The 22,825-nt window shown below is 64.7% G+C and carries 19 protein-coding genes; 9 read left to right on the top strand and 10 right to left on the bottom strand.

Features of this window, described 5'->3' with window-relative positions; all coding sequences use genetic code 11:
• A partial coding sequence (locus Q0R16_RS02215) for an acyl-CoA carboxylase subunit beta (protein ID WP_295631368.1) occupies positions 1-1,521 on the bottom strand: 1,521 nt, incomplete at its 3' end.
• Between the two features lie 176 nt (positions 1,522-1,697).
• Here Q0R16_RS02215 and pstS point away from each other — a divergent pair.
• Positions 1,698-2,774 carry a phosphate ABC transporter substrate-binding protein PstS gene (gene pstS / locus Q0R16_RS02210; protein ID WP_295631366.1) on the top strand — a complete coding sequence of 359 codons (1,077 nt, stop codon included), beginning with the start codon at positions 1,698-1,700 and terminating at the stop codon, positions 2,772-2,774.
• A gap of 39 nt (positions 2,775-2,813) precedes the next feature.
• Here the strand turns inward: pstS and Q0R16_RS02205 are convergent, their stop codons facing one another.
• The 3 genes from Q0R16_RS02205 to gorA form a co-directional block, all read right to left on the bottom strand.
• Positions 2,814-3,848 (bottom strand): NAD-dependent epimerase/dehydratase family protein, encoded by a 1,035-nt coding sequence (locus Q0R16_RS02205; RefSeq protein WP_295631364.1) that lies wholly within the window; start codon positions 3,846-3,848, stop codon positions 2,814-2,816.
• Positions 3,849-3,861: 13 nt separating this feature from the next.
• Complete coding sequence (locus tag Q0R16_RS02200; protein ID WP_295631362.1) at positions 3,862-4,587, bottom strand: SDR family NAD(P)-dependent oxidoreductase; 726 nt, start codon at positions 4,585-4,587, stop codon at positions 3,862-3,864.
• A gap of 87 nt (positions 4,588-4,674) precedes the next feature.
• Positions 4,675-6,057 carry a glutathione-disulfide reductase gene (gorA, locus tag Q0R16_RS02195; RefSeq protein WP_295631360.1) on the bottom strand — a complete coding sequence of 461 codons (1,383 nt, stop codon included), beginning with the start codon at positions 6,055-6,057 and terminating at the stop codon, positions 4,675-4,677.
• Between the two features lie 261 nt (positions 6,058-6,318).
• On the opposite strand from gorA, the gene Q0R16_RS02190 reads away from it, so the two are divergent.
• Together Q0R16_RS02190 and Q0R16_RS02185 are read left to right on the top strand one after the other, a co-directional pair.
• Positions 6,319-7,455, top strand: coding sequence for a GGDEF domain-containing protein (locus Q0R16_RS02190; RefSeq protein WP_295631358.1), 1,137 nt, complete (start codon positions 6,319-6,321; stop codon positions 7,453-7,455).
• A 154-nt stretch (positions 7,456-7,609) separates the two neighbouring features.
• Positions 7,610-9,574 carry a hypothetical protein gene (locus Q0R16_RS02185; protein WP_295631356.1) on the top strand — a complete coding sequence of 655 codons (1,965 nt, stop codon included), beginning with the start codon at positions 7,610-7,612 and terminating at the stop codon, positions 9,572-9,574.
• Between the two features lie 6 nt (positions 9,575-9,580).
• Here Q0R16_RS02185 and pgi read toward each other — a convergent pair whose 3' ends face one another.
• A complete protein-coding gene (gene pgi, locus Q0R16_RS02180) occupies positions 9,581-11,110 on the bottom strand; it encodes a glucose-6-phosphate isomerase (RefSeq protein ID WP_295631354.1) in 1,530 nt (509 codons plus the stop codon).
• A gap of 211 nt (positions 11,111-11,321) precedes the next feature.
• Here pgi and lepB point away from each other — a divergent pair, with 211 nt between their 5' ends.
• Genes lepB through era form a run of 3 tightly spaced genes read left to right on the top strand, consistent with a single transcriptional unit; the run spans position 11,322 to position 13,830 of the window.
• Positions 11,322-12,215 (top strand): signal peptidase I, encoded by an 894-nt coding sequence (gene lepB, locus Q0R16_RS02175; protein WP_295631371.1) that lies wholly within the window; start codon positions 11,322-11,324, stop codon positions 12,213-12,215.
• 44 nt (positions 12,216-12,259) lie between these two features.
• Positions 12,260-12,892 carry a ribonuclease III gene (gene rnc / locus Q0R16_RS02170; protein WP_295631369.1) on the top strand — a complete coding sequence of 211 codons (633 nt, stop codon included), beginning with the start codon at positions 12,260-12,262 and terminating at the stop codon, positions 12,890-12,892.
• Positions 12,889-13,830, top strand: coding sequence for a GTPase Era (era, locus tag Q0R16_RS02165; protein WP_295631352.1), 942 nt, complete (start codon positions 12,889-12,891; stop codon positions 13,828-13,830). Before rnc ends, era begins: the two co-directional genes overlap by 4 nt.
• Before the next feature lie 21 nt (positions 13,831-13,851).
• Here era and Q0R16_RS02160 read toward each other — a convergent pair whose 3' ends face one another.
• Together Q0R16_RS02160 and topA are read right to left on the bottom strand one after the other, a co-directional pair.
• On the bottom strand, positions 13,852-14,031 hold the full coding sequence (locus tag Q0R16_RS02160; RefSeq protein WP_295631349.1) for a hypothetical protein: 180 nt from the start codon (positions 14,029-14,031) through the stop codon (positions 13,852-13,854).
• Complete coding sequence (topA, locus tag Q0R16_RS02155) at positions 14,028-16,664, bottom strand: type I DNA topoisomerase (RefSeq protein WP_295631346.1); 2,637 nt, start codon at positions 16,662-16,664, stop codon at positions 14,028-14,030. The genes Q0R16_RS02160 and topA overlap by 4 nt, the downstream gene beginning before the upstream one ends.
• 144 nt (positions 16,665-16,808) lie before the next feature.
• On the opposite strand from topA, the gene Q0R16_RS02150 reads away from it, so the two are divergent.
• Complete coding sequence (locus tag Q0R16_RS02150) at positions 16,809-17,387, top strand: hypothetical protein (protein WP_295631344.1); 579 nt, start codon at positions 16,809-16,811, stop codon at positions 17,385-17,387.
• A gap of 21 nt (positions 17,388-17,408) precedes the next feature.
• On the opposite strand, the gene Q0R16_RS02145 is transcribed toward Q0R16_RS02150, so the two are convergent.
• Genes Q0R16_RS02145 through plsY form a run of 3 tightly spaced genes read right to left on the bottom strand, consistent with a single transcriptional unit; the run spans position 17,409 to position 20,268 of the window.
• Positions 17,409-18,476, bottom strand: coding sequence for a hypothetical protein (locus Q0R16_RS02145; RefSeq protein WP_295631342.1), 1,068 nt, complete (start codon positions 18,474-18,476; stop codon positions 17,409-17,411).
• Positions 18,477-18,520: 44 nt separating this feature from the next.
• A complete protein-coding gene (gene dprA, locus Q0R16_RS02140) occupies positions 18,521-19,663 on the bottom strand; it encodes a DNA-processing protein DprA (RefSeq protein WP_295631340.1) in 1,143 nt (380 codons plus the stop codon).
• The gene (plsY, locus tag Q0R16_RS02135) at positions 19,660-20,268 is read right to left on the bottom strand and encodes a glycerol-3-phosphate 1-O-acyltransferase PlsY (RefSeq protein WP_295631338.1); all 609 of its coding nucleotides are present in this window, start codon (positions 20,266-20,268) and stop codon (positions 19,660-19,662) included. Before plsY ends, dprA begins: the two co-directional genes overlap by 4 nt.
• Positions 20,269-20,413: 145 nt before the next feature.
• Between plsY and murI the strand changes: the two genes are divergently transcribed.
• Together murI and hemA are read left to right on the top strand one after the other, a co-directional pair.
• Positions 20,414-21,184 (top strand): glutamate racemase, encoded by a 771-nt coding sequence (gene murI, locus Q0R16_RS02130; protein WP_295631336.1) that lies wholly within the window; start codon positions 20,414-20,416, stop codon positions 21,182-21,184.
• 198 nt (positions 21,185-21,382) lie between these two features.
• Positions 21,383-22,603, top strand: a complete 1,221-nt coding sequence (gene hemA / locus Q0R16_RS02125; RefSeq protein ID WP_295631334.1) for a 5-aminolevulinate synthase — start codon at positions 21,383-21,385, stop codon at positions 22,601-22,603.
• The last annotated feature ends 222 nt before the right edge of the window (positions 22,604-22,825 follow it).

Genomic DNA, 22,825 nt, shown 5'->3' with positions numbered 1-22,825 from the left:
CGGAATGTTATCATGCTTCTTCCACGGATTTTCCAACGCCTTGTTGCGCAATTTCCGCAACCCCAGCGCAATCCGCCGCCGGGTCGAATGCGGATAGATCACCTCATCGATAAAGCCCTTTGACGCCGCCACGAACGGGTTGGCAAAGCGGTCTTCGTATTCCCTGGTCTTCTCGGCGCGCTCGTCAGCGGACAGCCCGCGGAAGATGATCTCTACCGCGCCTTTCGCCCCCATCACCGCGATTTCGGCGGTGGGCCAGGCGTAGTTGAGATCACCGCGCAAGTGCTTGCTGGCCATTACGTCGTAAGCGCCGCCATAGGCCTTGCGCGTGATCACGGTGATCTTGGGCACGGTCGCTTCGGCAAAGGCGAACAGCAGCTTGGCGCCGTGCTTGATGATCCCGCCCATTTCCTGCGCGGTTCCAGGAAGGAAGCCGGGCACGTCGACGAACGTGATGATCGGAATGTCGAACGCATCGCAGAACCGCACGAAGCGCGCGGCCTTCTTGGATGAATTGATATCGAGGCAGCCCGCCAGCACCATCGGCTGGTTGGCGACGACGCCCACGGTGCGACCCTCGATCCGCCCGAAGCCGGTTAGCACATTGCCCGCGTGCGCCGGCTGGATTTCGAAGAACTCACCCTCGTCGAGCACTTTGCGCACCACTTCGTGCATGTCGTAAGGCTGGTTGGCGTTGGCCGGAATCAGCGTGTCGAGGCTGTCCTCCAGCCGGTCCCACGCGTCGGCGCTCGGCCGTTCGGGCACGCCTTCGCGGTTGCTGAGCGGCAGATAATCGAAGAAGTCGCGCGCCACGATCAGCGCCTCGATGTCGTTCTCCAGCGCCAGATCGGCCACCGAAGTCTTGGTGGTATGCGTGATCGCGCCGCCCAGTTCCTCTTGCGTGACGATCTCGTTGGTCACCGTTTTCACCACATCCGGGCCGGTGACGAACATGTAGCTCGAATCCTTCACCATGAAGATGAAGTCGGTCATCGCGGGTGAGTAAACCGCGCCGCCCGCGCATGGCCCCATGATCAGCGAAATCTGCGGGATCACGCCGCTCGCCAGCACATTGCGCTGGAACACTTCGGCATAGCCACCCAGGCTGGCGACACCCTCCTGGATGCGCGCGCCGCCCGAATCGTTGATGCCGATGACGGGGGCGCCGACCTTCATCGCGCTGTCCATCACCTTGCAGATCTTCTGCGCGTGGCGTTCGGACAGCGCACCGCCGAACACGGTGAAGTCCTGGCTGAACACATAGACCAGCCGGCCGTTGATCGTGCCGCTGCCGGTCACCACGCCGTCGCCGGGGATGACCTGGTCCTGCATCCCGAAATCGGTGCAGTTGTGTTCGACGTACATGTCGGTTTCTTCGAAGCTGCCTTCGTCGAGCAACACGTCGAGCCGCTCGCGCGCGGTCAGCTTGCCCTTGGCGTGCTGCGCATCGATGCGGCGTTGTCCGCCCCCCATGCGCGCTGCGGTGCGGCGTTTTTCCAGCTCGGCGATATTGGCGGACATGCGTGGAGTTCCCCCGATGGACAGCTATTTCTTGGCCGTCGCCTGCCAGCGCTTCGCCGTAGCGTCAATGGCCGAGCGCACGCCCCCGCTCCAGCGATCGGACGCGATCGGGTCACAATGCTGTAACATTGCCGTTCTAACCGCCCGGACATCAGCAAGATCTAGAGGAAAACCGGATGTTCGCCAAAGTGCTCAACCGCCCCGTATTCGCCAGCGTGATCGCCGGCGTGGCCGCCGCGACCCTGTCCGCCTGTTCCGGCCAGCCGGGCGCTTCGGGCGGCAGCGGGATCAGCGGCGCGGGCGCATCGTTCCCCGCCCCGCTTTACACCAAGTGGGCTTCGGCGTTCAACCAGGCGGGTCTGGGCAAGGTGAACTACCAGAGCATCGGCTCGGGCGGCGGCATCAAGCAGATCAAGAGCAGTACGGTGGACTTCGGCGCCACCGACAAGCCGCTCAAACTCGATGATCTCAACGCTTCGGGCCTGCTGCAATTCCCGGCGGTGATCGGCGGCGTGGTGCCGGTGGTCAACCTTGCAGGCGTCAAGTCTGGTGAAGTGCACCTGACCGGCAAGATCCTGGGCGAAATCTTCCTGGGCAAGATCAAGACCTGGAACGCGCCCGAAATCGCCGCGCTCAACGGCGGCGTCAAGCTGCCTGCCACCCCGATCACGGTGGTTCACCGTTCGGACGGTTCGGGCACCTCGTTCCTGTTCACCACTTACCTCACCGCCGCCGATCCCGATTGGGCCAAGGCCGTGGGCGCCAGCGATTCGGTTAGCTGGCCGGTGGGCCTGGGCGGCAAGGGCAACGATGGCGTGGCCGCCTTCGTCAAGCAGACCGCCGGATCGATCGGTTATGTCGAATATGCCTTCGCCAAGCAGAACAACCTGACCACCACGCTGGTCCAGAACAAGGCCGGCAAGTTCCCCGAACCCACTGCTGCCGCGTTCTCGGCCGCAGGTGCCAGCGCGCCGTGGACGACGGCGCCGGGCAACGCGGTGCTTCTTATCGACCAGCCGGGCGAAGCCACTTGGCCGATCAGCGCCGTTACCTTCATCCTGGTTCACAAGGCGCCGGCCAACCCCGAAAAGGTTGCGGCCACGCTCAAGTTCTTCGACTGGGCGTTCAAGAACGGTGACGAGATGGCCGCCAAGCTCGATTTCGTGCCGTTGCCCGAAGCGGTCAAGACGATGGTCCGCGAGCAGTGGAGCCAGGTCCAGGCAGGCGGCAAGCCGGTTTACACGCCGAAGTAAACGGGTGTCGGGTGGGTGGTGTTCTTACGCTGCCCACCCTCAAACCTTCACGATCCCCTGCCCGATCAGACTGCGCGCGGTGTCGATCACCGATTGCGGCGCGGTGATGTATTCGAAGCCCAGCACCTCGCAGGCATGCCTCCCGCTGACATCGCGGACCTTGCCTCCCTCCGCCCGCACGATTTTCATCTCGGGCATGAACAGCGCGAGCAACTTCGCGACGAATTCGGGCATCATTCGCGTCGGCACCTTGCGCGCCTGCGGTCCCAGCGCCTGGTGGAGCGTGGCGGCCATGTCCTTGATCCACTGGAATTCCGCACTGGCGGCAAAGCGTTCGTTGCGCACCCTCTCGTCAGGGGCCTCCAGCGCCAGAACGTGCATCTTGGCCACGTCGCGCACGTCGACCACGCCGATGCCCATGTCGGGCAGCATCGGGATCGACCCGTTGATCAGCTTCCTGACCACTTCCACCGAAGTCGAAAGATCGTCGCTCACCACCGGCCCGAACACCGCCACCGGATTGATCGAGCAGAACACCATGTCGGACGCATTGGCCGCCACCCAGTCGCGCGCGGCGCGTTCGGCGATGGTCTTGGATTTGACGTAAGGCGCCACCCCCGGGGTATCGAGCCGGGTCCAGTCGCTTTCATCGAACAGCGTCTTGCCCGCCGGGTGGCCGTACGCGATCGCCGCGGCTGACGATGTCTGCACGAACCGCGTGACGCACGCCGCATGCGCAAAGCGCAAGGCCCGCAGCGTACCTTCGCGCGCGGGAACAATCAGGTCGTCCTCGTCCTTGGGAATGGCCAGCGGGAACGGCGATGCAACGTGCGCGACGTGGCTGCATCCGGCCACGGCTTCGGCCCAGCCGGCATCGTCCATCAGATCGGCGGCGAAGAACCGCAGCGTTTCGGGCGTACCACCCAGTTGGGGACGCAGCTTCGCCTCACGCGCCAGGCTGCGGACGGTAGTGTGCACCGTCCAGCCGCGTGCCAGCAACTGCCGGATCGTCTCGCCCGCGATATAGCCGCTCCCGCCGGTTACGAGGACGATTTTCGGGTCGGTGTCGGCCATGATCGCTCTCCGTTCAGAATTGCAGCATGATCCGCCGCGCCAGCGCGGGTGAGATCGAGTGGACCACCTGCAACAGCTTGACGATACCGATGTTGATCTGGGGTGTGCCGCGTTCGATACCCACCACGATCTGCCGCGCGCATTCCTGCGGCGGCATCTTCTTGTTGGCACGTCCCGCGGTCATCCGGGTTTCGACCACCGGCGGCAGCGCTTCGATCACCGTCACGTTCGTGTCCTTCAATTGCGCACGGATGGCCTGGGTGTAACTCCGCAGGGCCGCCTTGGTGGCGCAGTAGATCGGCCCGCCCGCGCGCGGAGCGATCGCCAGGCCCGAAGTGACGTTGACCACGATCGCTTCTGGCCGCGTGCGCAATCCCGGCATCAGACGGGCGATCAACTGGACCGGTGCGTGGATGTTGAGGAACAGCGCCTGTTCGGCCACCGCCAGATCGGGTTCGCCGCCGTCACGGAAATCATAATCCCCGCCCATTCCGGCATTGTTGACGAGCAGGTCGATAGCCCGGCCATCGAGGCCCGCGATCAAGGCATCGACGCCGGCCATGGTCGAAAGATCGGCGGCGATCACCTCGAAGCCCGCCGCTTGCGTGGCAGCAATCCGACCCGGATCGCGGCCGGACGTGATCACCGTGGCGCCCTTGTCGCGCAACTGGCGGATCAACTGCGCACCGATCCCGTCGGTGCCGCCGGTAACGAGCGCGACTTTGCCCGAAAGTTGCATCCTTGTTCCCCCGCGCCGGCCCTCGGCGCAGGGGAAATCTAGGTCAAAGCGTTGCAGTTTGCAACCGGTGCCGCTTGAACGAGGCCGTCAACGCATCAGCACCAGTTCTTCGGACATCGACGGGTGCAGTGCCACGGTAGCATCGAAATCGGCCTTGGTGAGGCCGGCTTTCACCGCAATCGCCGCCGCCTGGAGGATTTCGGGGCTTTCGGGGCCGATCATGTGCAGGCCCACCACCTTGTCGGTCTCTGCATCGACGATCATCTTGTACAGCCCGCGTTCGGGCCGGTGGCCGAACACGTTCTTCATCGGGCGGAAATCCGACGAATAGACCTTGATCGAGCCGAACTTTTCGCGCGCCTTGCCCTCGGTATAGCCGACGGCTGCCAATGGCGGCTGCGAGAACACCGCGCTGGGGATGAAATCGTAGTTCAGCGTGGCGTGGCCCTTGCCGAACACGCGGTCAGCGAACGCCTGGCCTTCGCGGATCGCAATCGGCGTCAGTTGCACGCGATCGGTTACGTCGCCCACCGCGTAGATGCTGGGGCACGATGTGCGGTTTTCGGCATCGACCGGGATTTCGCCGCGTTCGCCCAGTGCGATACCCACGCCATCGAGGCCCAGGCCACCAACGTTGGGGTGCCGGCCGGTGGCGATCAGGATCACGTCGGCGATGATCGGGTCCTTGCCGGGGAAGTGGACATCAAACGCACCGTCCTCGCGCTTCACGACTTTCTCGATCGGGCAGTTGAACTTGTATTCGATGCCGCGCGCCATGGTGATCTGGAGCAACCGGTCGCGCAGGCTTTCGTCATAGGTGCGCAGGATCGCGTCGCTGCGGTTGGTAACGGTGACGTGTGCGCCCAGCGCGTTGAAGATGCCTGCGAATTCCAGCGCGATATAGCCGGCACCCTGGATCACCACGCGGCGCGGGAATGTTTCCAGGTGGAACACCTCGTTCGAGGTGATGCAGTGTTCGGAACCCTCGAACACCGGCTTGACCGGCCAGGCCCCTGTGGCCACCAGGATGACCTTGGCGGTGATCGAGCGGCCCGAAGCAAGCATGACTTCGTTGGGTCCGGCGATCGAGGCCTTTTCGTGGAAATGCTCGACCTTGTGGCTGTCGAGCGTGGCGGTGTAGGCCTTTTCGATCCGCGTGACGTCGGCCAGAACCGCATCGCGCAACGTGGGCCAATCGAAGCTCATGCCTTCGACGGTCCAGCCGTAATTGCTCGCGTCCTGCAATTCCTCGGCGAAGTGCGAGCCATAGACCAGCAGCTTCTTGGGCACGCAGCCGCGGATCACGCAAGTGCCGCCGATGCGGTGTTCCTCGGCCACGGCCACGCGCGCGCCAAGCGCCGCAGCAACGCGGCTGGCACGCACACCGCCCGACCCGGCGCCGATCACGAACAAATCGAAATCGAAGGCCTGATCAGCGTTCGTGGCGGTTTCTGCAAGTGTCGTGGCCATGAAGTCCCTCGTCTGGTTCGCTCTGCCAGCCGAAAGGCAGGCCAATTGCGGTGCACGCGCATATGGCGTGGCGGCTGGCGGAATGCCAATCGGAATGTACGGTCAGACTGACCACTAGGCTGGATCACCAGGCCGGCTGGATCACCAAGTCGGCTGGATCACTGGGCCACTTGACCGATGCCATTCGCCTGACGTCCAAAAATTGTTACATCCGGATCGCGCCATGGTTAAAAAATCGGAACGCGCGCCGTTCAATCGATCATGGACGCCAATCCCAACGCACAAAAGCGGTTCGCACGCTCCGTCCTCGGCTGGTTCCGGGGCCAGGATGACAATGACCAGGCTTCAAGCCCGACCATCGACGCGACGGACGATCCGCCGCAGCTTTCGCGCGCGGTGCAACTTGCATTGATCGGCGATTTTCTCGATTCGCACGATCTTGCGGTCAGCCCTCAGACGCTGGCGGCGGCTTTCGCGGTGACTTCGGGCACCAACCCGAACCTGGTTCGCCGGATCGAGGACCGCGTGGCCGAAGGCGAACGCGTCAGCGGACCGTGGCTGGTCCACGCCAGTGGCGAACGCAGCGATCCGGGCGCGCTTGTCGAGGATGTCGCAAGCCCGTTCGAACCCTTGCTCGAACAGTTGCGCGCCATGCTCGACAGCTTCGCCTTGGCGACGCGATCGGTGCGATCGGCCACCGGTGAATATGGCTCGGCCCTTGAAAAGCAGGCCGCATCGATCGCACAGATGGACGGGCAGGACGGCGTCAACTTGGATGAACTGGCCGGTCTCGTCCGGTCGATGATTGCGCGCACGCAAAAGGCCGAGGAGGACTTGCGACGCAACGATCAGGAAACCGCCGGCCTGCGTGCCAGCCTGGCCAAGGCGCAACGCGACGCCAAGGTCGATGCGCTCACCGGCCTGCCCAACCGCCGCGCCTTCGAGGCGCATTACTCCGAACTTTACCGCGACACCCGCGAAGGGCTGGAACGGCTGTCCGTGGCGTTCTGCGACATCGACCATTTCAAGAAGATCAACGATCGCCACGGCCACGAAACCGGCGACCGCATGCTCAAGACCGTGGCCTCGTCGCTTTCGGCGATATCGGGCAAGAATTGCCACGTCGCGCGCCACGGCGGCGAGGAATTCGTGATGCTGTTCCGCGGCAATTCGCCCGAGGAAGCGCTCGAACGGCTCGATGCGCTGCGCGAGGCGCTGGCGCAACGCAACTTCGTCAACCGCCACAACGACCAGCCGATTGGACGGGTCACATTCTCGGCCGGCATCGCCGATGCATTTGCCTATCCCGACCCGCGCGAGGCGCTGCGCGCCGCCGATCGCGCTTTGTACAAGGCCAAGGAATCGGGCCGCAACCGCATCGAACTGGCTGACGAATAAGCCCAAGTCGTTCGTCGGTTGCGCGTGCCGTTCGTCGGACGCGCAACGACTCCCGTCGAACCGCAACAGCCCCGCAAGCCTCCCTCGGTTAGCCGACCCGCCTGGCCATAGGGAAGCGCCGCCATAGCTCGGCAAGGCGCGCGGGGAGGACCATTTGCTTTTTAATTCAACAATTTGCCACGCCTGTTCAAGGCTGGTTGGCGCCTCGTCGCTGGGAACGACCGCGCTCGCGCTTGGCCTGGCCAGCGTGCCGCAGGCTGCCCACGCCCAGCGTGCCGAGGAAAACGCAGTGGCCAGCGCCGAAGATGCATTCGGCACCACCGTCGGCCACGAAAGCATCGGGCTTTACGACGATGGCAACGTACGCGGCTTCAGCCCTTCCAGCGCGGGCAATATCCGCATGGAGGGCATGTATTTCGACATCCAGGGCGGCCTGTCCAGCCGGGTGCTGGGCGGTGAAGTGATCCATGTCGGCCCATCGACGCAAGGCTACCTGTTCCCCGCACCCACCGGAGTCGCCGATCTGTCGCTGCGCACGGTCGGCGCAAAGCCGGTGATTTCGGCCATCGTTTCCACCGACAGCTTCGGCACAGCTTCGCTGGAAGTCGACGCGCAGATCCCGATCGACGGCAAGCGCTTCGGCGTGGCGACCGGCTTCGGCATTGCCAGCGACAAGTTCAACAACGGCGGCGGCAGCAAGCGGCTGACGTTCGGTGCGGTCCCGCATTGGCGCCCCTCAGCCAATGTCGAGATCACCGCGTTCTACCACCGCGACCAGCAGTACGATGGCACCGCAGGCCCGATCTACATCCCAACGGGTGCGTTCCTGCCCCCGCGCCCACAGCGCGGGCAGTATACCGGGCCGAGCTTTGAAAAGAGCGATAGCTGGTCGCAGGTGTTCGGTCTGCTGGGCAAGGCCCGGCTGGGCGACTGGACCTTGCGAGCGGGGCTGTTCCGTTCGGAATACCATTCGGACGGCGATTTCGCCAACCTGGTGATGGTCAACTCGCCCACCGAGATCGGCGCGACGACGACCGACCGCCAGGTCATCGCATTCCCCGCCAACCGCGCCGGATCGTACAGCGGCGAAGTGCGGCTCTCGCGGCTGTTCAACGAAGGCCCGCGCCGGCACCTGCTGAGCGGAACGGTGCGATCGCGGATCGTCGACAGCTACTTCGGTGGCGGCGACTTTGCCGATCTGGGCCCGGCCGGTTTGAACCGGCGGATCGAAGTACCCCGCCCCCAGTTCGCTTTCACCGGCCTGACGCACGATGCCACCCGCCAGTTCACCGGCGGCTTGTCGTACAGCCTGGCGTGGAAGGGCCTGGGCGAACTGACGCTCGGCGCCCAGCGCACGCACTACGTCAAGACGGTCGACGGCGTGCGCGGATCGAGCACGGCCACGTTGCCATATGCCAGCGCGACCATACCGCTGGGAGAAAAGCTGTCGCTTTACGGCAGTTTCGTGCGCGGGTTGGAAGATGCCGGCACCGCGCCGAATTACGCCGCCAACGCCAACATGGTGCTGCCCGCCAACCGCACCCGCCAGTACGATTTCGGGCTGCGCTTCGCCCCCGCCAAGGGCACCGTGCTGATTCTTGGCTATTTCGACATCGCCAAGCCCTATATTGCGCTCGATCGCGCCAATTTGTTCGGACAGCTCGGCGCCGAAACCCATCGCGGGATCGAGGTCAGCCTGGCCTCGCAGATCACCCCCGACTTGCGCATCGTGACCGGCGGGGTGTTCCTGCGTGCGCGCGTTTCGGCCACGCCGTCGATCGCGGAGAAAGTCGGCTCCAAACCCGTGAACCAACCCGACGTGCGCACGCGTTTCAACGTCAATTATACGCTGCCGTTTGCCAGGGCCGTCACGCTGGATGCCTATGTCAACCACGACAGCGCAGCCGTCGGCACCGTGGACAACAGCGTGATCGCACCGGGATCGACCCGCATCGGCGGTGGCTTCCGCTACAAGTTCAAGCTGGGTAACCAGACTTTCACCGCACGCGCCGAATTCTACAACGTGTTCAACGCGTTTCAATGGGTTGCGGTGGGCAGCGGAGTCTATGCCTACAACACCCAGCGCAACGTGACCGGCTATCTCACCGCAGATTTTTGAATGAACTCAGGCCAGCCCGGCAGCTTCGAGCAAGGCGGTTGTGCTGGCATCGAAATCAACGCCGGCCTGGCCGATCGAGCGCGCGATGTCCTTGCCCAATTCCACTCCGAACTGGTCAAACGGGTTGATCCCCAGCATCGCCGCATTGGCGAAGGTCCGGTGCTCGTGAAACGCGATCAGTGCGCCGAGCGTCGCGGGATTGAGCGCCTCGCACAAGATCGTGGCCGAGGGGCGGTCGCCGGGGTAGTTGCGGTTGCCGTCCGTACTGGCGCGGCCGGCCATCAGCGCGGCGCCTTGCGCGAAGCAGTTCGACAGCAGCCCGACGTGGTGTGCGGTATCGAGATCGTCGCCGGGCATGATCGCCGCGATGAAATCCACCGGGATCAGGTGTGTGCCCTGGTGCAGCAACTGGAAAACCGCGTGCTGCGCATCGGTGCCCACCCCGCCCCACGTCACCGGCGCGCTCGGTCGGCCGAGCGGCGTTCCATCGGCGCGGACCGACTTGCCGTTCGATTCCATTTCGAGCTGCTGGAGATAGCTCGGCAGCAGTTTGAGCCGCTCGTCGTACGCGAAGCACGCACGGGTCTGGCAGCCGCGCGCTTGCGTGTAATACAGATCGGAGAAAGCCGCGCGGACGCAGACGTTTTCGGCCAGCGGCGTATCGGCGAAATGACGGTCGATCGCCGCCGCGCCGTCGAGGAATTCCGCGAAACCCTGCCAGCCGAGCGCCATCGCCACCGGAAAGCCGATCGACGACCACAGCGAATAGCGCCCGCCGACACTCTCCTGGAACGGCAGCACGCGCGTTTCGTCGACGCCCCATTCCACCGCCTTGTCGGGCGCGGCGGTCAGCGCGATCACCCGGCCGCCGGGATCGGCAATGCCCGCGTCGAGCAGCCATTCGATCGCCGAATTGGCGTTGAGGATGGTTTCGGTGGTGGTGAAGGTTTTGGAGGCAACCGCGATCAGCGTGGTGGCTGGATCGCATTGCGCGAACGCGGCCTCCAAAGCACATCCATCGATGTTCGAGACGACGTGCACCGCAACCTTGCTGTTTTTGCGGGCCAGGGCATCGATTGCCAGCGCCGGACCGAGCGCCGATCCGCCGATTCCGATATGGATCAAGCTTTTGACGTCGCCCAGCACGCCTTCATGGATGGCTTCGACCAACGCGCGCATCCGTTCGTGAAAGCGCGCGGCTTCCTCGACGCTGGCGTCCTTGCCGATCCCGCGCTGCGCGATGTGTTCGGCGGCGCGGCCTTCGCTGGGGTTGACCACCTCGCCCGCGAACAGCGCGGCGCGCAACGCGTCGAACTGCATGGCCTCCGCAATGTCGATCAACGCGGCTTCCACCGCCGCATCGAGATGCGTTTTCGACAAGTCGAACCGGATCGTGCCGCCGGGCAGGGCAAGATCGGTCGAATAGCCTTCAACACGTCCCGCTTCAGCGAACAGCGCGGCCAGCGTCGGTCGTGGCAAAGCAGCCAAAGCCGCCCAGCCCGCATCGGCTTTGCCAAGGTCGATCGTTCCGGCCATCCTGCCATATCCTTTGTTCGCAGTTGCAGCGCAGCGCTTCAAATCGCCTCATGCCCGGTAGCGCGCGCGCGGCCAAGCAGGCAATTGCTCCCGTTCAGGTCCGCATTGCTATGCGGCGGACGTTAAGGTCCGCACTGCCATGCGGTTTCCGGGCCCATTTCCGCACACCCGCCCCGCAACGATTGTCTTGACGAAGGACGCGACGCTCCACATGACCGCCACGATGACCGAAGATCCCAAAAGCCTTGGCGAAAATGCCGCCGAAACCTCGGCTGCTGCACCGCTTGAAACCGGCAAGCCGGCCAAGCCTGCGAAGAAGGAGGACAACTTTTTTGTCTTCCTGATCAAGCTGATACTCGTTGTCGGCATCTTTCGCAGCTTCTTCTTCTCGCCGTTCAACATCCCGTCGGAATCGATGCAGCCGCGGTTGATCGATGGCGATTACCTGCTCGCGGCCAAGTGGCCGTACGGCTTCACCAAGTATTCGCTGCCGTTCAGCCTGCCGCTGATTCCCGGGCGAATCCTCGGCAGCCACCCCGATCGCGGCGACGTCGCGATCTTCAAGGCACCCCCCGGCAACGACGTCGATTACATCAAGCGCGTGATCGGTTTGCCCGGCGATACTATCCAGATGCGCGGCGGCGTGCTGCTCCTCAACGGCCAGCCGGTGAAGAAGGACAAGATCGCCGATTTCGAGGTCAAAGTCTCGCCCAACACCAGTTGCATCCAGCCCGAATTCATGGCCACCGCCGCCGATGGCAGCCCGGCGTGCCATTACCCGCGCTTCCGCGAGACGCTGCCGGCCGTGAACGGTCAGCCTGGCAAGAGCTACGAAGTGCTCGATCTCGGCTATCGCCCGCAGGACGATACTCCGCCGGTGATCGTGCCCGAAGGCCGCCTGTTCATGATGGGAGACAACCGCGACAACTCGATGGACAGCCGCTTCCCCGCGCAGGAAGGCGCCGGGATCGGCCTGGTCCCCGAGGAAAACCTGGTCGGTCGCGCCACGATCGTGATGTGGTCGACCGATGGTTCGGCAAGCTGGATCAAGCCCTGGACCTGGTTCACCGCCGCGCGCTGGAACCGCATCGGGGGCCGGTTCTGACCAGCGCCGCTCTTACGCCTGAAACAACCGAGTTCCTCGCCGACCTGACCGGGGCGGCCCCGGCCGACCCCGCGCTGTGGTGCGAGGCGTTGACTCACGGCAGCATGGGCAGCCAGCGCGATTACCAACGGCTGGAATTCCTCGGCGATCGCGTGCTGGGGCTGGTCATTGCAGAGTGGTTGCACGAGGCGAGCAACGCCTCCGAAGGCAAGCTTTCGCAGCGGCTCAACGCGCTGGTCAGCCGTGAGACTTGTGCGGGCGTGGCGCGCACGATCGGGCTGCCCCCGCACATGCGGCTGGGCAAGCAGGCGCGCGACGATGGCGGCGCGGGCAGCGACAACATCCTGGGCGACGTGATGGAAGCGCTGATCGGCGCGCAGTTCGTCGAACGCGGTTACGACGGTGCGCGCACGATGGTGCGCAAGCTGTGGGCTGCGCCGATGACCGCCGGCGCCGGGCAATCGAAGCACCCCAAGGCCGCGCTGCAGGAATGGGCGGCAGGCAACCGTCGCAAGCCGCCCGAATACGCGATCGTCTCGCGTGACGGGCCCGATCATGCGGCCACTTTCACCGTGCGCGTAGCCGTCAAGAACGTCGGCGAGGCCGAGGCGCGCGGATCGAGCAAGCAGGAGGCCGAAACCCTGGCCGCCCGCGCTTTCATGGAACAATACGGATGACCACTGACATGACCGAAACACCCGAGAACGCCCCGCCCCTCCATTGTGGCGTGGTAGCGGTGATCGGCACGCCCAATGCGGGCAAGTCGACGCTGGTCAACGCGCTGGTCGGGCAGAAAGTGGCGATCGTCTCGTCCAAGAAGCAGACCACGCGCGCGCGCCTGCTCGGCATCGCGCTGGCCAAGACCGACACCGCCGCCACGCAGATCATCCTCGCCGATACGCCGGGCATCTTCGATCCGCAGCGGCGGCTCGATCGCGCGATGGTCAGCGCCGCCTGGGAAGGCGCGCACGAGGCCGATGCGATCGTGCTGGTGGTCGATGCGCGCAAGAAGCGGCACGATGATCTGGAGCCGATCCTGACCACGCTGGCCGGGCGGCGCGAGCGCCGCATTCTGGTGCTCAACAAGGTCGACACCACCGCCAAGGAACCGCTGCTGGTGCTGGCGCAGGACCTGACAGCAAAGGTGCCGTTCGAGGAAGTGTTCTTCGTCTCGGCGCTGACCGGTGACGGCGTGCCCGAACTGAAGGCGCGACTGGCAGCGCTGATGCCCGAAGGCGCATGGCACTATCCCGAAGATCAGGTTTCCGACGCATCCGAACGGTTGCTGGCGTGCGAAATCACGCGCGAACAGCTTTACCGCCAGCTTCACGATGAACTGCCTTACGACAGCGCGGTGCGGCCCGAGAGCTACACCCCGCGCAAGGACGGCTCGATCGAAATCCACCAGCAGATCGTGATCGCGCGCGACAGCCAGAAGGGCATCGTGCTGGGCAAGGGCGGATCGAAACTCAAGTCCATCGGCGAAGCCGCGCGCAAGGAACTGGCCACGATCCTGGGCGTGAAGGTCCACTTGTTCCTTCACGTAAAGGTCGAGGAAAACTGGGCCGAAAGCCGCGAAATCTACGAGGAAATGGGCCTCGACTGGATCAAGTGACGGCCAAGCAGCGCTGATTGTTCAGCGCAGCTTGGCGATCGCGATCTTGTCGGCCTTGGCGCGTTCCTTGGTCGATTCCTCGCTGCGCTTGAGCGCCTTGGCGATTGCCTTCAGCCCCATGCCCTTGGTCGCGAGCGTGCGCAAAGTGCCCACTTCCTCTGCGGTCCAGGGCTGGCGGTGGCGGACGAACTGCTCGCTCATTCCGCCGCCTCCGCCGCCGGCTTAGCCTTCTTGGCGGGCGCCTTTTTGGCTGCCGGCTTCTTCGCAGCAGGTTTTTTGGCAGCCGCAGCCTTCTTCACGGGCGCCTTCTTCGCCGGAGCCTTCTTGCGGCCCTTGCCCTTCACCGGCCCCTTGGCCGCCTTCTCGTCGATCAGCACGATCGCCTGTTCGGCGGTGAGCGTTTCGACATCGGCGTCCTTGGGCAGCGTGGCGTTGGTGGTGCCGTCGGTCAGGTAATTGCCGTAGCGACCGGGCATCAGCTTGATCTCGCCGCCCGACGTGGGGTGAAGCCCGAAGCTCTTGAGCGCCTCGGCCTTGGCGCGGCCTTCGCGGCTGCCCTTGTTCGCCAGTGCTTCGGCCAGCATCACCACCGCCGCGTTCATGCCCGTGTCGAACACTTCGGCGGTGGCCCGCAGCCGCGCGTACTTGCCATCGTGCGCGAGGTACGGCCCGTAACGTCCTATACTTGCAACGATCGGCTTGGCATCTTCAGGGTGCTCTCCCACAGTGCGCGGCAACGACAGCAGCTTGACCGCCCAGTCGAGCGTGAGTTCGCCCACATCCTTGGGGATCGAGGCGCGCTTGGCTTCCTTGCCGTCGCCCAGTTGCACATAAGGCCCGAACCGCCCGACCTTGCGGCTGATGGACTCGCCCGTTTCAGGATGCTTGCCGAGTTCGCCGTCCTCACCCTCGGCGCCGTCGGCACCGCCGGGCTGCGCGAACTTGCGGGTGTATTTGCACTCGGGATAGTTGGCGCAAGCGACGAAAGCGCCATAACGGCCTCCACGCAACGCCAGCCGGCCGTTCTCGCGCCCCGCCGCGATGCATTGCGGGCACTGGCGCGGATCGGTGCCTTCGTCACGCGGCGGGAACAGGTAATCCGACAGGAATTCGTCGAGCGCCTCGGTCACCTCGCTCGGCTTCTTCTCCATGACCTCGTCGGACTTGGGCTTGAAATCGCGCCAGAAGGCTTCGAGCACGGTCTTCCACATCGCGCGCCCACCCGACACGTCGTCGAGTTCGTCCTCCATGCCCGCGGTGAAATCGTATCCGACATAACGCGCAAAAAAGCGTTCGAGAAACGATGTCAGCAAACGCCCCGATTCCTCTGCGAAGAAACGGTTTTTCTCGGTGCGGACGTAAGACCGGTCCTTGAGCACTTGCAGTGTCGAGGCATAAGTCGAAGGGCGGCCGATTCCAAGTTCTTCCAGCCGCTTGACCAAGGTCGCTTCGGAAAAACGCGGCGGCGGCTGGGTGAAGTGCTGCGTCGCGTCGACGCCTTTCTTAGCCGGCTGGTCGCCCTTGTTCATAAGCGGCAGCAGGTTCGATTCGTCCTCCCCCGCATCGTCGCCAGCATCGCCCTTCTGGTCGCGGCCTTCCTCGTAAACCGCTAGAAAGCCGGGGAATTTCACCACTTGCCCGGTCGCGCGCAGTTCGTGACGCCCGGTCGCATCGCGCAAGGCGACGGTGGTGCGCTCAAGGCTGGCCGAGGCCATCTGGCTGGCAATCGCGCGCTTCCAGATCAGATCGTACAACCGCCCCTCGTCGCCCGAACCATACTTGTCGCGCGCGAATTCGGTCGGCCGGATCGCCTCGTGGGCTTCCTGTGCGTTCTTCGCCTTGGTTTCGTAATGGCGCGGCTTTTCAGGTAAATAATGCCCCGAATAGCGGTTCGAAATCGCCACGCGCGCATCGGAAATCGCGCTCGGGTCCATCTGCACGCCGTCGGTCCGCATGTAAGTGATCGCGCCCGCTTCATACAACGTCTGCGCCACGCGCATCGTGTGGCTGGCGGCAAAGCCGAGCTTGCGCGCGGCCTCCTGCTGCAAGGTCGAGGTGGTGAACGGCGGGTACGGATTGCGGCGGTAAGGCTTGGTCTCGACCTCCTCCACCCGGAACGGCGCTGCCTCGACCGCGGCCTTGGCGCGATTGGCGATACCCGCCTCGCCCAGGCTCAGTTTGTCGAGCTTTTCGCCATCGAACTTGACCAGCCGCGCGGTGAACGGCGTGCCGTCCTGCTCCAGCCGCGCGATCACCTGCCAGTATTCCTGCGCGCGGAACTTTTCGATCTCGCGCTCGCGCTCGACGATCAGCCGCAGCGCCACCGATTGTACGCGCCCCGCGCTCTTGGCGCCGGGCAGCTTGCGCCAAAGCACCGGCGAGAGCGTGAAGCCGAACAGGTAATCGAGCGCGCGCCGCGCCAGGTACGCATCGATCAGGTTCTGATCGAGTTCGCGCGGGTGCTTCATCGCCTCGGTCACCGTCGCCTTGGTGATCGCGTTGAACGTCACCCGTTCGACGAGCTTGGGCAGCGCCTTGCGCTTGGCCAGCAGTTCGCGCACGTGCCACGAAATCGCCTCGCCCTCACGGTCAGGGTCGGTCGCGAGGATCAGCTTGTCCGCCTTTTTCGCGGCATCGGTGATCTCTTTCAACTGCCGCGCCTTGTCGGCGTAGTTCTCCCAGTCCATCGCGAAATCTTCATCGGGGCGCACCGATCCGTCCTTGGGCGGCAAGTCGCGGACGTGGCCGTACGAGGCGAGCACCTTGAAACCGTGCCCGAGGTACTTTTCGATGGTCTTGGCCTTGGCAGGCGATTCTACGACGACAAGCTGCATGATGGGCGTTCAATTCCTGTGTGCTTCAATGGACGACGAAGCGCGGCGCCTCGCGTATACACGTACGCGATGATGCGAAAGCACTTCACGCAAGGTCAAGCATCTGATTTGGGTCTATCGTACCGAAAGCCGGAAGGATTGCCGATGATTACCGCTTGGCCCGTGCTGCTGGCCTTTACCAGCGTGATGGCGCTGCCCAGCGAAGACCGCGTGACGGCCCCCGATCTGGACCGCTGGGTCATCGGTTACGAAGCGCACAACGCCACCCAGGCAATCCGCGAGGAAGTGCCCGAGAGCGAATCGGTCAAGGACTGGAGCCGCATGGTCACCACCCAGCGCTTTGGCGGGCTGGCCGCGCTGACCACGGCCGAAAACTACGTGACCAACATCGCGCGCAGCGTCGAACGCAAGTGCCCCGGCGCGCAAGTCGGCGCGATCCGCCAGGTACGGATGACCGGCCGCCCCGCCGTGCGCGTCACGATCGACTGCCCTGTTCTGGCCGAAACCGGCAAGCGCGAAACCTTCCTGCTCGAAGCCACCGGTGGCACTTTCGACATTCTGGTCAAGCAGGTGGCTTTCCGCGGACCGCACTCGGCGGCCGATATCGCATGGGCGACCGGGTTCCTCGACGCGCTGGTCTATTGCGCGGGTGGCACCACGCAAGGCGCCTGCACCCGCGAACCGGCGCCGCAACGCAAGCTTGCGGCGCCTAATGCATTCTGAAACCTGCTACGAACAGTCAGATCACCGCAGCGCGGCAAGTTGCGCCACGATGCGGGCATTGGCGAGCGTCGCTGCTTCGGTGGCGCCGGCGCGATAATTTTCGGGCTTGGCGTCGAATTCGATCTGCTTGGTGGCGCCACCGGTCTTGAACATGCCGCCCATTCCGCCCATTCCGCGCAGCGCACCCAGCTTGCTAAGCCCGCCCAGGACCTTGGTGGCGGTCTGTGTCGTTTTCGTGAACCCGCTGGTGGTATCGCGCATCGTCGCGAAATCCCCCGCCACCGCGATGCCGTCGGTGATCTTGATCACGGCCTGCTTGCCGGTGGGCGCGATCAGCGTGGCGCGCGAATAGTTGCTGGCGATCGATACGCCCGAATTGACCTTGACCGAAAAGCCGCCCTTCTGCTGGACATCCGAAAAATCGATGAGATAAACCACGTCGATCACCCCCACGCCTGCCGTCTTGGCATATTGGCCGAGCGCGTACGCGGTCTGGCCCGAATTCATGTTCAGGCCCATGCTGCTCATGCCGCTGGCGGTGAAATCGCCCGGGATCAGGTAAAGCGCCGGGATCGCGCTCGGCTTCACGAACGTGACCTTGCCGGTGGCCTTCTTTTCCAGCGCGATGTTGACGTTGAGCGGCGATGTTTCGGGGTGCGCGTGCGGCAGCGGTGTTGCGAACATCGCGGCCGTGGGTTGGAGCGTGTAGCCCGCGGCGCCCAGCTTGGTGACAAAATCGGCGTACGCAGCGTCGGTAATCGCCTGCATGATCTCGGGCGTAATGCCCACCAGCGTCGATTCGGCGCGGGTGGTGCCCTGCGCCAGGCCGACAATGCCGTCCATCGCCTTGGTCGAATCGACCGATTTGAAGATAAACCCGACGTTGAACGCGCCGATTGCCACTTGCGTGACGCCGCGCGCAGCATCCTGGCCCGAAACCTTGAGCGGGGCGGCTTCGGCGTGCAACGCTACCGGCGCCATCAGCAAAGCCGTGCCGAGCAGCGCCCGCGCGAACGCGGATGTCTTGTGATTGGCCATGTCGAACGTATCCCCTGCCCCACGCAGCCCCTCGCCGCGCACTTGCTGCACTGTTCCACGCAAAATTATTACGGTCAACCGGCTGATTGTAAGCCTTATCCGCCAGCGTCGAGCGACACCCGGCCCCCAGCATGGCGCGCCAGCCGCCCGGCCAGCTCCAGTTCGAGCAACGCCATCTGCACCGCGCCGGGCGATCCGCCCGACAGCCGGATAAGATCATCCACCGTGACCGGCGCGGTCGTCAGCAGCGCGGCGATGTCGATCGGGCCGACGTCCACCAGATTGTCTTCGGCAGCGTCAACCAGTTCCGGCGTGGCGGCAAAAGTCTCGCGCAAGCGCAATTGCGGCGCGCCGTGGAAGTCGCTCAGCACCTCGATCACATCCTCGGCCGACTGAACCAGCGTAGCGCCGTCGCGGATGAGCTGGTTGCAACCCTGGCTGCGCGCATCGAGCGGACTGCCCGGCACCGCCATCACCTCGCGCCCCATTTCGCCCGCCAGCCGCGCGGTGATGAGCGAGCCCGAGCGCGGCGCGGCCTCGACCACCACGGTGCCGATCGCCAGCCCGGCGATGATGCGGTTGCGCGCGGGGAAATGCCGCGCGAGCGGTTCGGTGCCGGGCGGCTGCTCGGTCAGCAGCAGGCCGGTGGTGGCGATTTCCTCCTGCAAGTCGGCGTGTTCGGGCGGATATGTCACGTCGATCCCGCCGGCGATCACGCCGATCGTGCCGCCGCCTTCGCTCGCGCCTGCCAGCGCGCCCTTGTGCGCCGCACCGTCGATCCCGCGCGCCAGGCCTGAAACGACCACGAAGCCCTTCGCCGCAAGTTCGGTAGCGAACATACGCGCCAGTTTCATCGCGGCGGCCGAGGAATTGCGCGCGCCGACGATCGCCACCGTCGGTCGCGCCGCCAGCGCCGGATCGCCGCGTGCAATCAGGATCGGCGGCGCGCCCTCGGCCACGCGGAGCAGCGGCGGATAATCGGGCGAATCGTGGAACAAGTAGCGCGCACCGGCACGGCGCACAGCGAGAACTTCCGCCTCGATCCGCGCGACGGGCGCAATCGAGTACCGCCCCCCTCCGCGCGACGCGAGGTCAGGCAAGGCGTCCAGCGCTTCGATTCCGCTGCCGAACCGCCGCAGCAATTGCGCATAGCTGACCGGGCCGACATTGGGCGATCGCAGCAGCCGGATGCGGGCGAACGCTTCGGCTTGCGACAGGCTCGTGTCTGCGCTGCTCACGCGGCGGGCGCGGCCTTCGCTCCGCCGACACGCGGTTCGGTTCCGGCGAGCAACCGCGTGATATTGGCGCGATGCAGCCACAGTACCAGCAGCGCGATGCCCACCAGCACCGGCGCAAACGCCGTCCGCCCTGTCAACAGAGCCGCAATCGGAGCCGCCACAACCGCGCACATGCCCGCCAGCGAGGATAACCGTGTCACCGCCAGCATCGCCAGCCACACCACTGCGTAAGCCAGCCCGATCGGCCAGCCGAGCCCCAGCGCGACGCCCATCGTCGTCGCCACGCCCTTGCCGCCGTTGAACCGCAGCCACACCGGGAAGCAATGCCCGATCACCGCACCCGCCGCCGCGGCGATTTCAACCATCGGCATCCCGGCAGGCCAGATCGTGCGGGCCAGCGCGATCGCCGCGAAACCCTTGGCCAGATCGAGCAGCAGCGTCGCCGCCGCCAGGCCCTTGCGCCCGGTGCGCAGCACGTTGGTGGCGCCGATATTGCCCGATCCGATCGCGCGCAGATCGCCCGCGTCGGTCAGCCGGGTAAGGATCAGCCCGAACGGGATCGAACCGAGCAGGTAAGCGAGCGCGAAGGGCAGGAACAGCATCATGCCAGCCTCATAACCGTTCGCCCAAGGCTTGTCGAAGGGCTGCACTTCCCTTTTGGACCTAACCCGCCATAGAGGGGCAGCGCTTCACGACATCGGGACCCAACGAACTTTGCCTGCATCTGTCGACCCAACTTCACCCATCCTGATGTTCGATTCGGGCGTCGGTGGACTGTCGGTGCTGCGCGAGGTCCGCTTGGCTCTGCCCCAGGCGCCGGTGATCTACGCCGCTGACAACGCCGGGCTGCCCTATGGCACCAAGACCGAAGTCGAAATCGCCAGCCGCGTCGCGGGCCTGCTCGGGCGGATGACCGAGCGACTGAAACCGCGCTTGGTGTGCATCGCCTGCAACACCGCCAGCACGATCGCGCTGGGCATGGTGCGCGATGTGCTGGAGGTGCCGATCGTCGGCACGGTGCCTGCGATCAAGCCCGCTGCCGCCATCACGCGCTCCGGAGTCATCGGCCTGCTCGGCACCGGCGCAACGATCCGACAAGGTTATGTCGATCGACTCGAAGCGGAATTTGCTGCGGACAAGCACTTGCTGCGCTTCGCCGCGCCCGAATTGGTCGAAGCGGCGGAGGCGCGGCTGCGCGGGCTTCCGGTCGATCCGGCAGTGTTCGCGCGCGCTGCGGATGGCTTGCGGGCCCAGGCCCAAGGCGGTGCGATCGACACCGTGGTGCTGGCCTGCACTCACTTCCCGTTGATCGTGGACGATCTGGCGCAAGCGTTCGGCCCGGACGTCGAGTTCGTCGACGGCGCTGCCGGAATTGCGCGGCGGATTGCGTTCCTGACGCAAGGCCAGTCCTGGCAGCGGACCGGTCCCGACCTTGCGCTCTTCACCCGCGACGGCGCTGAACTCGCCGAACTTGCACCCGCGCTCACCAGCGCGGGTCTTACTGAAATCGGCGTTTTCTGACTTCCCTTCAGCCCGCCTTGTTGCGAAACGTTCGCGCTTCCGTTTCCGCGAATGCACCGCTAAAACGCCTGTGTTCGCCGGGGGGCAAAATAACGGGATCAGGCCCCAGTATTAGACGCGGGTCTCACACGGACCTCAGTCACGGGAAGCGCGCCGCGCCCGGCGCGCGTTAGGGAGCGGCGCACGCTGTAAGATGGCATGAACTACGACCAGATTTTCGATGCGGCGATCGACCGGCTTCATTCCGAAGGCCGCTACCGCGTGTTCATCGACATCCTGCGCAACAAGGGCGCTTATCCTAACGCGCGTTGCTTTGCCGGACACAACGGCCCCAAGGACATCACCGTGTGGTGTTCGAACGATTACCTGGCGATGGGCCAGCACCCCAAAGTGATCGAGGCGATGGAAGAGGCGCTGCACAATGTCGGTGCGGGCTCTGGCGGCACCCGCAACATCGGCGGCAACACTCATTATCACATCCAGCTCGAGCGGGAATTGGCCGATCTTCACGGCAAGGACGGCGCGCTGCTGTTCACCTCGGGCTATGTATCGAACGATGCGACGCTCTCGACCATGGCCAAGGTCCTGCCCGGCTGCGTGATCTTTTCGGACGAACTGAACCACGCCAGCATGATCGCGGGGATCCGCAATTCGGGCGCCGAGAAGAAGGTGTTCCGGCACAACGATCTCGTGCACCTCGAACAGTTGCTGGCCGAGACCGACCCCGCGGTGCCCAAGCTGATCGCGTTCGAAAGTGTCTATTCGATGGACGGGGACGTCGCCCCGATCCACGCGATCTGCGATCTGGCGGACAAGTACAACGCGCTGACCTATATCGACGAAGTCCATGCGGTGGGGATGTACGGTGCGCGCGGCGGCGGGATTTCCGAACGCGACGAAGCCGCGCACCGGATCACGATCATCGAGGGCACGCTGGGAAAGGCGTTCGGGGTGATGGGCGGCTATATCGCTGCGGATACCCGGATCGTCGATGTGATCCGCAGTTATGCGCCGGGGTTCATCTTCACCACTTCGCTGTCGCCCGTGCTGGTCGCAGGCGTGCTGGCCGCCGTACGCCATCTCAAGGGTTCGAACGCGGAACGCGAGGCCCAGCAGGCCAACGCTGCGGCGCTCAAGACCATGCTGGCCGAGGCCGGGCTCCCGGTCATGCCATCGACCACGCATATCGTTCCGCTGATGGTCGGCGACCCCGTCCGCGCCAAGCGGATCAGCGATATCCTGCTCGCCGAATACGGGGTCTACGTCCAGCCGATCAACTATCCCACGGTGCCGCGCGGGACAGAGCGGCTGCGCTTCACCCCCGGCCCGGCGCACACCGCGGCGATGATGCGCGACCTGACCGCGGCGCTGAGCGAAATCTGGCAGCGCCTGGCGCTCGAACAAGTCCGCGCCGCGTAGCCGCCGCGCGGCGAGCGAGGCCTTCAACGCGTTGGAGAATCCGTGCGCTTTCCCGTTTGGGATGCGGTATCAACGCGCGCGGGATTTGCCCGCGCGAATCGGTCTGGGCAAATCGCCACCAGGCAAACAATAAAAAACGGGAGAGTGGTATGGCCGAAGATTGGGCTGCAAACGTCAAGAAGTATGTCCCCGATGCGGACGACGGCGCCATCGCCGGCATCG

It is taken from the genome of Novosphingobium sp., assembly GCF_025351285.1.
Lineage (GTDB): Bacteria > Pseudomonadota > Alphaproteobacteria > Sphingomonadales > Sphingomonadaceae > Novosphingobium.
The sequence above is the reverse complement of the archived record's forward strand: the minus strand, read 5'-3'. Positions and strand labels throughout refer to the sequence as shown.